This is a genomic window from Mycobacterium sp. E2989 (assembly GCF_001667595.1).
Classification (GTDB): Bacteria; Actinomycetota; Actinomycetes; order Mycobacteriales; family Mycobacteriaceae; genus Mycobacterium.
Genome location: NZ_LZJX01000104.1, coordinates 176,332 through 187,665, shown reverse-complemented (window position 1 = coordinate 187,665; position 11,334 = coordinate 176,332). Strand labels below are relative to the sequence as shown.

The following is an 11,334-nucleotide window of genomic DNA, read 5'->3' as shown; positions in this document are numbered from 1 at the left end:
GGCCCGTCAGGCTGTAGCTGCCATCACCGTTGGGGGTGGCCTGTGTGGTTCCGGCCCGCACGTCGGAGCCGCCCTGCTTCTCGGTCATCGACATGCCGGCGGTGATGCCGCGCTTGGTGGGCGCCGGCTTGAGCTCGGGATCGTATTCGCGGCTGGTCAGCAGCGGCTCGTAGATCGCCGCGAGTTCGGGGTTGTAGCGCAGGGCGGGGACGACGGCGTAGGTCATCGAGATCGGGCAGGTGTGGCCGGGCTCGACATTCCAGACCGACATTTTGGCGGCCCGCACCACATGCGCACCCGGTCGCTCGTCGGCCCACGGCGCGGCGTGGATGCCGTTGGCGATCGCCGTGCGCATCAGCTCGTGATAGGCCGGGTCGTATTCCACCTCGTCGACCCGGTGACCGTATTTGTCGTGGGTGTGCAGGATGGGCCTGTTGCGGTCGGCGAGCTCGCCCCACCGCTGGGCTTCGCGGCCGCCGGCGATCGCGCCGACCTGGTTCACCTCCTCCAGACCCCACTCCCCACCCTCGCGGATCAGGGCGTCGGCGAGGACCGCCGAGGTCGCGGGGTTGTAGTTCTCCAGCGGTGGGACCTGGTTGGTGACGACATGCGTATCCGACATGCCCCTCATGTTACATTTTTGCGACAGTCGCACAAGAGGTGTAACAGAACGTCACCGCGGGTGTGCGCTGAAGAAGTCCCACAGCGTCCGGGTGGCGAACGGGGGCCATTCGTGGCCGCCCTGATCGATCGTGATCAGCGTGACGCCGCGGTTGCCCGAGCATCCCGCCGTCAGCGTGGTGATCGGGCCGTCGGTGGTGGTGGCGGGGCTGCCACATTGATCCACGTTGCGCCAGAACGTGTTCACGCTGGGCACCGACGGGCCGTTGATGACGCTGAAGCCCTGCCCGCCCGCGTAGGGCACCAGCCGATCCGCCGTGCCGTGGATGTGCATGATCGACGCCGGGCGCGGGCTCGGGCAGCCGGTCAGCTGGGTGCCCGCGACCGGACCGATCGCGGCGAAGATGTCGGTGGCGCACGCCAGCGTGTAGGACATGATGCCCCCGTTGCTCATGCCGGTGACGTAAACCCGGGCCGGATCGGTGCCGACGTTCTTGGCGATGTCGGCGACGGCCGCGCGGATGAAGGCGACGTCGTCGACGCCCTCGCGCCCCGGCCGCCCACAGCAGCCCTCCCCGTCGACGTTCCAGGCCCGTTCCAGCCCATCCGGGTAGGCGACCACGAACTTGGCCGAATCGGCCAATTCGTCCCAGCCGTAATCCCTTTCGACCTGCCGAGCGCTCCCGGAGTAGCCGTGCAGCACGACGACGAGCGCAGCGGACGCCGGCGCCCCGGCGGGCTCGTAGAGCCGGTAGCTGCGGTCGTGCCCGCCCGCGTTGATGTGGTGCAGGCTGGTGCCCTGGACGAAGCCCGAGGGCGGCGCCGCCGAACAACCCGCGATCAGGAGGACCACCCCGAGAAGGGTTGCGAGCCTGCCGAACACGGGTCGCGACTCAGCCGCTGGTTTTTTCCCGCAGGAACGCGATGTCGTCCTTGCGGCCCTCGTCGGCGGTCTCGCAGATCACCGGCGCGTCGGCGGCCTTGACCACCGCGACGAGCAGCTCGGGGTCGATCTGGCCGGTGCCGAAGTTGGCGTGCCGGTCGGCGCCCGAGCCCGCCGCATCCCTCGAGTCGTTGCAGTGCACCAGGTCGATGCGTCCGGTCAGCGCCCTGATCCGGTCGACCGCGTCGATCAGCGCCTCACCCGCGGCCCACGCGTGGCAGGTGTCCAGGCAGAAGCCAATCCCCTTGTCGCCGATGTGATCCCACAGCTTGCCGATGGTGTCGAAATAGCGCGCCATCGCGTGGTCGCCGCCGGCGGTGTTCTCCAGGTACACCGGCACGTCGGTTTCGAGGTAGTCCAGCGCCTTGACCCACCGCTCGAAGCCGGCCTCCATGTCGTCGTCGTCGGCATGGCCGCCGTGCACGATGACCGCCGTCGCGTTGATCTCCGCGGCCGCGTCGCAGGTGTCCTGCAGGATCTTGCGCGACGGGATGCGGATGCGGTTGTTCGCCGATGCCACGTTGATGAGGTACGGCGCGTGGACGTAGAGCGGAACGGCCGACGCCTTGAGCGTGCCGGCGTCGTCGCGGGGCTTCGGCTTCTTCCAGCTCTGCGGGTTGCCGAGGAAGAACTGCACCACGTCGGCGCCGTCCGCCTGCGCGGCGGCCAGCGGGTCGTCGTTGTGAACGTGTGAACCGATGAGCACGCGGCCAGTCTAGTGCCGTGTCACCGACGCGAGCGTCACACCAGCGCACCGTTGGGTCGCGATCGCCACGCTGGCGTGACACCCGGCGCACGAAAAAGCCCCGGGCGAACCCGGGGCCTTTTCGTTGTTGACTCGACTAGCGGTAGTCGCTGTACCCGTAATCGTCCAGCGGCACCGCGGCACCGGTGGCCTGGCCGAAGTCCGGGCTGTAGTACTGATCCTCGTAGGACGGGATCGTGTACGCGGCGGCCCGGGCCTCCTCGGTCGGCTGCACCTGGATGTTGCGGTACCGGTTGATACCGGTACCCGCCGGGATCAGCTTTCCGATGATCACGTTCTCCTTCAGACCGTTGAGCTTGTCGCTGCGGCAGTTGATCGCCGCATCGGTCAGCACTCGCGTGGTCTCCTGGAACGACGCCGCACTCAGCCACGAGTCCGTGGCCAGCGACGCCTTCGTGATACCCATCAGCACCGGGCGGCCCGCGGCGGGCTCGCCGCCCTCGGCCACCACCCGACGGTTCTCCGCCTCGAACTCCGCACGGTCGATCAGCGAGCCGGGCAGGAACTCCGTCGAGCCCGAGTCGATGATGGTGACGCGGCGCAGCATCTGGCGGACGATCACCTCGATGTGCTTGTCGTGGATCGACACACCCTGGGCGCGGTAGACCTCCTGGACCTCGCGGACCAGGTGGATCTGCACCTCGCGGGGGCCCTGCACGCGCAGCACCTCGTGCGGGTCGGCCGAGCCCTCCATCAGCTGCTGGCCCACCTCGACGTGGTCGCCGTCGGACAGCACCCGCTCCGAGCCGTCGTCGTGCTTGAACACCCGCAGCCGCTGGCGCTTGGAGAGCTTGTCGTACACGACCTCCTCGCTCCCGTCGTCGGGAACGATGGTGATCTTGTAGAAGCGCTCACCCTCCTCCAGCTGCACCCGCCCGGTGACGTCGGCGATCGGCGCCTTGCCGCGCGGGACGCGGGCCTCGAACAGCTCCTGGACCCGGGGCAGACCGCCGGTGATGTCCTCACCGACACCACCCTGGTGGAAGGTACGCATGGTCAGCTGCGTGCCGGGCTCACCGATGGACTGGGCCGCGACGATACCGACCGCCTCGCCGATGTCGACCAGCTTGCCGGTCGCCATCGAGCGGCCGTAACAGGTCGCGCACACGCCGGTGCCCGTGGTGCACGTCAGCACCGAGCGCACCTTGACCTGCGTGATGCCGGCCGCCAGCAGGGCGTCGATCTCCGGGTCGCCCAAGTCCTCGCCACGCGCGACGACGACGTTGCCGGCCTCGTCGACCGCGTCGGTGCCCAAAGTCCGCGCGTACGCCGAGGTTTCGATGTACGGGTCGCGAATCAGGGTGCCGTCGGCCTGACGCTCGGCGAGCTCGACGATGATGCCGCGCTCGGTCTCGCAGTCGTGCTCGCGGACGATGACGTCCTGGCTCACGTCCACCAGACGACGGGTCAGATATCCCGAGTCGGCGGTGCGCAACGCGGTGTCCGCCAGGCCCTTTCGGGCGCCGTGCGTGTTGATGAAGTACTCCAGCACGGTCAGGCCCTCGCGGAACGACGACTTGACCGGACGCGGGATGAACTCACCCTTCGGGTTGGTCACCAGGCCCTTCATGCCGGCCAGCGTTCGGGTCTGGGTGAAGTTACCCGTGGCACCCGAGTCGACGATCGTGATGATCGGGTTGTCGCTGGGGTAGTGCTCCCGCAGCGCCTGACCGACCTCGTCGGTGGCTTCCTTCCAGATCTCCACCAGTGCCTCGTTGCGCTCGTCGTGGTTCAAAGCGCCTCGCTGGAACTGCTTTTCGACCTTCTCGGCCCGCTCCTCGTACTGGTCGAGGATCTCCTTCTTGCGCGGCGGAACCAGCACGTCGGCCATCGAGACCGTGACACCGCTGCGGGTCGCCCAGTAGAAGCCGGCGTCCTTGAGCTTGTCGACGGTCTGCGCGACGACGATCATCGGGTAGCGCTCGGCCAGGTCGTTGATGATCGCGGCCTGCACCTTCTTGTGCATCTGCTTGTTCACGAACGGGTAGCCCACCGGCAGCAGCTCGTTGAACAGCACCCGGCCCAGCGTGGTCTCGGCCATCCAGGCGTCGCCCGGCTGCCAGCCGTTGGCGCCGAACAGCTCCGCCTCGATCTCGGCGGGCGGACGCAACTGCGTCAGCCGCACCTTGATCTTCGCCCGCACCGACAGCACGCCGCGGTCGGCGGCCATGATCGCCTCGGCCGGCGAGGAGTACACGCCCACCTCCGGGGAATCCTTTGCGGCGGCCTGGAATTCACCCTTGTCACCGTCGACCTCGGTGGTCAGGTAGTACAGGCCGGTCACCATGTCCAGACGCGGCATGGCCAGCGGCCGGCCGGAGGCCGGCGACAGGATGTTGTTCGAGGACAGCATCAGGATGCGGGCCTCGGCCTGCGCCTCCGCGCTCAGCGGCAGGTGCACGGCCATCTGGTCACCGTCGAAGTCGGCGTTGAACGCCTCACACACCAGCGGGTGCAGCTGAATCGCCTTGCCCTCCACCAGCATCGGCTCGAAGGCCTGGATGCCCAGCCGGTGCAGGGTGGGTGCGCGGTTCAGCAATACCGGGTGCTCGGCGATGACCTCTTCGAGGACGTCCCACACCTGGGGGCGCTGCCGCTCCACCATGCGCTTGGCGCTCTTGATGTTCTGCGCGTGGTTGAGGTCGACCAGCCGCTTCATCACGAACGGCTTGAACAGCTCGAGGGCCATCAGCTTGGGCAGGCCGCACTGGTGCAGCTTGAGCTGCGGGCCGACCACGATGACCGAACGGCCCGAGTAGTCGACGCGCTTACCGAGCAGGTTCTGACGGAACCGGCCCTGCTTGCCCTTCAACAGGTCCGACAGCGACTTCAGCGGGCGGTTGCCCGGCCCGGTGACCGGGCGGCCGCGGCGGCCGTTGTCGAACAGCGCGTCCACCGACTCCTGCAGCATCCGCTTCTCGTTGTTGACGATGATCTCGGGCGCGCCGAGGTCGATCAGCCTCTTGAGGCGGTTGTTGCGGTTGATGACCCGGCGGTACAGGTCGTTCAGGTCGCTGGTGGCGAACCGGCCACCGTCCAGCTGCACCATCGGGCGCAGCTCCGGCGGGATCACCGGGACGGCGTCGAGCACCATGCCCATCGGCGAGTTGCCCGACTGCTGGAAGGCGGCGACCACCTTGAGACGCTTGAGGGCGCGAAGCTTCTTCTGCCCCTTGCCGTTTCGAATAACGTCCCGCAGCGAGTCGGCCTCGGCGTCGATGTCGAAGTTCTCGATCAACTTCTGGATCGACTCCGCACCCATGGCGCCGGTGAAGTACTCGCCGTAGCGGTCGACGAGCTCGCGGTAGAGGTTCTCGTCGACGATCAGCTGCTTGGGGGCCAGCTTGGTGAAGGTGCTCCAGATGTCCTCCAGCCGGTCCAGCTCGCGCTGGGCACGGTCGCGGAGCTGGCGCATCTCGCGCTCGCCGCCGTCGCGCACCTTGCGCCGCGCGTCGGCCTTGGCGCCCTCGGCCTCCAGCTCGGCCAGGTCGGCCTCCAGCTTCTGCGCGCGGGCCTCCAGGTCGGCGTCGCGCTGGTCCTCAACGGCCTTGCGCTCCACCATCATTTCGGCCTCGAGCGTGGACAGCTCGTTGTGCCGCATCTCGTCGTCGACCGACGTGATCACGTACGCCGCGAAGTAGATGATCTTCTCGAGATCCTTCGGGGCGAGGTCGAGCAGGTAACCGAGCCGGCTCGGCACACCCTTGAAGTACCAGATGTGCGTGACGGGCGCGGCCAGTTCGATGTGGCCCATCCGCTCGCGGCGCACCTTGGCGCGGGTCACCTCGACGCCGCAGCGCTCACAGATGATGCCCTTGAAGCGGACGCGCTTGTACTTGCCGCAGTAGCACTCCCAGTCGCGAGTCGGTCCGAAGATCTTCTCGCAGAACAGGCCGTCCTTCTCGGGCTTGAGCGTGCGGTAGTTGATCGTCTCCGGCTTCTTGACCTCGCCGTAAGACCATTGCCTGATGTCCTCCGCGGTGGCCAGGCCGATACGGAGTTCATCGAAGAAGTTGACGTCGAGCACGTAACTCCCTTTCCCCTTGCGGGTTTAGATACCTAAAAGTGATTAAGCCAGGTCCTCGACGGACGCGGATTCGTTGCGGGACAGGTTGATTCCCAAGTTGGCCGCGGCCCGCTCGAGATCCTCGTCCTCGCCTTCGCGCAGTTCGATCGCCGCGCCGTCCGACGAGAGCACCTCGACGTTCAGGCAGAGCGACTGCAGCTCCTTGAGCAACACCTTGAACGACTCGGGGATGCCCGGCTCGGGGATGTTCTCGCCCTTGACGATCGCCTCGTACACCTTGACCCGGCCGACCGTGTCGTCGGACTTGATGGTCAACAGCTCCTGCAGCGTGTACGCCGCGCCGTAGGCCTGCATGGCCCAGCACTCCATCTCACCGAACCGCTGGCCACCGAACTGCGCCTTACCACCCAGCGGCTGCTGGGTGATCATCGAGTACGGGCCGGTGGAGCGGGCGTGGATCTTGTCGTCCACCAGGTGGTGCAGCTTCATGATGTACATGAAGCCAACCGTCACCGGGTACGGGAACGGCTCACCGCTGCGGCCGTCGAAGAGCACCGCCTTGCCGTCGCCGTCGACCATCACCTCGTTGTCCCGGTTCGGCAGCGTGCAGGACAGCAGCCCCTGCAGCTCCGCCTCCCGGGCGCCGTCGAACACCGGCGTCGAGACGATCGCGTTCGGCTCCGCGCTCTGCAGCTCCTTGGGCAGGTTGGCGGCCCAGTCGGGCGAACCCTGAATGTTCCAGCCGGACTTGGCCACCCACCCGAGGTGGGTCTCCAGGATCTGGCCGATGTTCATCCGTCGCGGCACACCGTGGGTGTTCAGGATGATGTCCACCGGGGTGCCGTCCGGCAGGAACGGCATGTCCTCGACGGGCAGGATCTTGCCGATCACGCCCTTGTTGCCGTGCCGGCCGGCGAGCTTGTCACCGTCGGAGATCTTGCGCTTCTGGGCCACGTAGACGCGGACCAACTCGTTGACACCGGCCGGCAGCTCGTCGTCGTCCTCGCGGGAGAACACCCGGATGCCGATGACCTTGCCGGACTCGCCGTGCGGCACCTTGAGCGAGGTGTCGCGGACCTCGCGGGCCTTCTCGCCAAAGATCGCCCGCAGCAGCCGCTCCTCCGGGGTCAGCTCGGTCTCCCCCTTCGGGGTGACCTTGCCGACCAGGATGTCGCCGTCGCGCACCTCGGCGCCGATGCGGACGATGCCGCGCTCGTCGAGGTCGGCGAGCACCTCGTCGGAGACGTTCGGGATGTCCCGGGTGATCTCCTCGGCGCCCAGCTTGGTGTCGCGGGCGTCGATCTCGTGCTCCTCGATGTGGATCGAGGTCAGCACGTCCTCTTCAACCAGGCGGTTGGACAGGATGATCGCGTCCTCGTAGTTGTGACCCTCCCACGGCATGATCGCCACCAGCAGGTTCTTGCCCAGCGCCATCTCACCGTTCTCGGTGCACGGGCCGTCGGCGATGACCTGGCCGGCCTCGACCCGGTCCCCGGCGTCCACGATCGGCGACTGGTTGGCGCAGGTGCCGTGGTTGGAGCGCTCGAACTTACGCATCCGGTAGGTGTGCCGGGTGCCGTCGTCGGCCATCACGGTGATGTAGTCGGCGGAGACCTCCTCGATAACCCCGGCCTTGTCCGCGACGACGACGTCGCCGGCGTCGATCGCGGCGCGCAGCTCCATCCCGGTGCCCACCAGCGGCGCCTCGCTGCGCACCAGCGGAACCGCCTGGCGCTGCATGTTGGCGCCCATCAGGGCACGGTTGGCGTCGTCGTGCTCGAGGAACGGGATCATGGCCGTGGCCACCGACACCATCTGGCGCGGCGACACGTCCATGTAGTCCACCTCGGACGACGGCACGTACTCGACCTCGCCCGCCTTCCGGCGGACCAGGACGCGCGACTCCTCGAACCGGCCCTTCGCGTCGATCGGCGAGTTGGCCTGCGCCACCACGTGGCGGTCCTCCTCGTCGGCCGTCAGGTAGTGGATCTCGTCGGTGACCACACCGTCGACCACCTTGCGGTACGGCGTCTCGATGAACCCGAACGGGTTGACCCGGGCGTACACCGACAGCGAACCGATCAGACCGATGTTCGGACCCTCCGGGGTCTCGATCGGGCACATCCGGCCGTAGTGCGACGGGTGCACGTCGCGGACCTCCAGCCCGGCCCGCTCACGGGACAGACCGCCGGGGCCCAGCGCCGACAGGCGGCGCTTGTGGGTCAGACCCGACAGCGGGTTGTTCTGGTCCATGAACTGGGAGAGCTGGCTGGTGCCGAAGAACTCCTTGATCGCGGCGACCACCGGCCGGATGTTGATCAGCGTCTGCGGCGTGATCGCCTCGACGTCCTGGGTCGTCATCCGCTCGCGGACGACGCGCTCCATCCGGGACATGCCGACCCGGATCTGGTTCTGGATCAACTCGCCGACCGTGCGCAACCGCCGGTTGCCGAAGTGGTCGATGTCGTCGGTCTCCACCGGCACCTCGATGCCGCCGGGGACGGTCATGACCGCGGGCTGGCCATCGGTACGGGCGTGGTGCAGGCGCACCAGGTACTCGATGGTGGCGACCACGTCTTCCTCGGTCAGCGTCGAGCTGGTGATCGGCTCGCCGGCGTGCAGGCCGAGCTTCTTGTTGACCTTGTAGCGGCCGACGCGGGCCAGGTCGTAGCGCTTCTCCTTGAAGAACAGGTTCTCCAGCAGGGTCTGCGCCGACTCCTTGGTCGGCGGCTCGCCCGGGCGCAGCTTGCGGTAGATGTCCAGCAGCGCCTCGTCGGTGCCGGCGGTGTTGTCCTTCTCCAGCGTGCCCATCATGATCTCGGAGAAGCCGAACCGCTCGTGGATCTGCTCGTTGGTCCAGCCCAGCGCCTTGAGCAGCACGGTGACGGGCTGGCGGCGCTTGCGGTCGATGCGCACGCCGACGGTGTCGCGCTTGTCGACGTCGAACTCCAGCCACGCGCCGCGGCTGGGGATCACCTTGACGCTGTGCAGCAGCTTCTCGGTGGACTTGTCGATGGTCTCGTCGAAGTACACGCCGGGCGAACGCACCAGCTGGCTGACGACCACGCGCTCGGTCCCGTTGATGATGAAGGTGCCCTTTTCGGTCATCATCGGGAAGTCACCCATGAACACCGTCTGGCTCTTGATCTCGCCGGTGTTGTTGTTGATGAACTCGGCCGTGACGAACAGCGGGGCCGCGTACGTCATGTCCTTGTCTTTGCACTCGTCGACCGGCGCCTTGACCTCGTCGAAACGCGGGTCGGAGAACGACAGCGACATCGAGCCGGAGAAGTCCTCGATCGGCGAGAGCTCGTAGAGCACCTCTTCGAGGCCGCCCACCGGGCTGGGCTCGCCACGATCGGTGGCGGCCTGGCGCCAGCGCGGCGAGCCGATCAACCACTCGAAGGAGTCGATCTGCACGTCGAGCAGGCCGGGAACCTCGAGCGGTTCGCGGAGCTTGGCGAAGGAAACTCGGTTGGGCGCTCCGGGCACGGAGCCGTTTAGGGAACTTCCATTAGAGGAACTTGTTGGGCGATCCGTTTTGCTCTGGCGGGAATCAGCCAAGATGCATCCTTCCAGCACCTCGTGCGACTCACGAATACCGGAACCACCGGTGGCGTTCGCCGCGAATTGTGTCGGTTAGGCCGGCGAACGAACTGTCCGTATCTCACGCGCACGATTAAAGAACTAAGCCGCTAGGAGGGGCTCAGGCTTAGACCACGGTGTCAGGTGGCGGGTGAGGTGGGCAGGAGGTAGCCAGCGCAACGTCCAACAATAGCGCAGGGCGGCGCATTCCTCAACTGTCCAGCACAACACATCCAGGGACATCGGCGCTGGCTGGCATCTCGACTTTCCGCTGGATACATGCTGCCCAACAGACTGGCCCGTTTACGGCCCGTCGTCAAGAGGGCGGGCCGCCGAGTTAACGCGGAGTTTGCGCGAAAACTCGGGCCGGGCGCGCTAGTCGCCGACCTCGTGCGCCCGGTACTTGTGGGTGCCCTCCATGTCGTCGATGATCGCGGCCTGGGCCTTCTGCGGCAGGGTGTGCAGGATCTCGCGCACCCGCGCCTGGCGGCGGCCGACCGCCTTGCGCTCCGGCATTCCGGGCGACGCGACGATCTGCGGCGGCACGCCCTCGATCTCCTCCACACCGCCGGCGTGCTGACCGGCCTCGAGGGCGGCCTGCTCCTCGGCCATGGTGGCCTCGTCCTTCTCCTCGGACATGCCGATCGGGCCGATGCGGCGGCCGTTGAGGAACTGCCGCACGACCGGCTCGTCGCTGGTCAGCAGCACCTCGCGGGGGCCGAACATGACCAGCTTGCGCCGGAACAGCATGCCCATGTTGTCCGGCACGGTCCGGGCGATGTTGATGTTGTGCGTGACGATCAGGACGGTGGCGTCGATCTGGGCGTTGATGTCGAGGATCAGCTGGCTCAGGTAGGCGGTGCGGACCGGGTCCAGACCGGAGTCGGGCTCGTCGCAGAGGATGATCTGCGGGTCCATCACCAGGGCACGGGCCAGGCTGGCGCGCTTGCGCATACCGCCGGAAATCTCACCGGGGAACTTCTTCTCGTCGCCGCCGAGACCCACCATCTGCAGCTTCTCCATGACGATGTCACGGATTTCGCCTTCCTTCTTCTTGGTGTGCTCGCGCAGCGGGAAGGCGGCGTTGTCGAACAGGTTCATCGAACCGAACAGGGCACCGTCCTGGAACATGACGCCGAAGAGCGTGCGGATCTCGTAGAGCTCCTTGGCCGAACACTGCAGGATGTCGGTGCCGTCGATGACGACCGAGCCGCGCTCGGGACGCAGCAGACCGATCAGGGACTTCAGGAACACCGATTTGCCGGTACCCGACGGCCCCAGCAGGACGCTGACCTCCCCGGCGGGGATCTCCAGGGTCACGTCTTCCCAAATTCTCGACGATCCGAAGGACTTGGTGAGGCCGTTCACCTCAATAGCGACACCCATGGGAGA

5 protein-coding genes and 1 pseudogene are annotated in these 11,334 nt (G+C 67.0%); all 6 read right to left on the bottom strand.

Translation table 11 applies throughout. The features are described from left to right. Positions 1 to 622 (bottom strand): annotated as a pseudogene (locus A5680_RS18420) (DNA alkylation response protein); the annotation flags it as partial. 51 nt (positions 623 to 673) lie between these two features. Then, on the bottom strand, positions 674 to 1,504 hold the full coding sequence (locus A5680_RS18415) for a PHB depolymerase family esterase (RefSeq protein ID WP_067821871.1): 831 nt from the start codon (positions 1,502 to 1,504) through the stop codon (positions 674 to 676). Positions 1,505 to 1,514: 10 nt separating this feature from the next. After that, positions 1,515 to 2,270 (bottom strand): deoxyribonuclease IV, encoded by a 756-nt coding sequence (locus A5680_RS18410; RefSeq protein ID WP_055401253.1) that lies wholly within the window; start codon positions 2,268 to 2,270, stop codon positions 1,515 to 1,517. A gap of 136 nt (positions 2,271 to 2,406) precedes the next feature. Further along, positions 2,407 to 6,357, bottom strand: coding sequence for a DNA-directed RNA polymerase subunit beta' (locus tag A5680_RS18405; protein WP_067821863.1), 3,951 nt, complete (start codon positions 6,355 to 6,357; stop codon positions 2,407 to 2,409). 42 nt (positions 6,358 to 6,399) lie between these two features. After that, entirely contained in the window at positions 6,400 to 9,921 is a 3,522-nt protein-coding gene (locus A5680_RS18400; RefSeq protein ID WP_156349473.1) for a DNA-directed RNA polymerase subunit beta, read from the bottom strand. Between the two features lie 396 nt (positions 9,922 to 10,317). After that, the gene (locus A5680_RS18395; RefSeq protein ID WP_055401248.1) at positions 10,318 to 11,328 is read right to left on the bottom strand and encodes an ABC transporter ATP-binding protein; all 1,011 of its coding nucleotides are present in this window, start codon (positions 11,326 to 11,328) and stop codon (positions 10,318 to 10,320) included. Positions 11,329 to 11,334: the final 6 nt, after the last annotated feature.

Bases quoted from the DNA above. Each gene is read 5' to 3' on its own strand.
- A5680_RS18395 (WP_055401248.1), bottom strand. From the start codon at position 11,328: ATGGGTGTCGCTATTGAGGTGAACGGCCTCACCAAGTCCTTCGGATCG.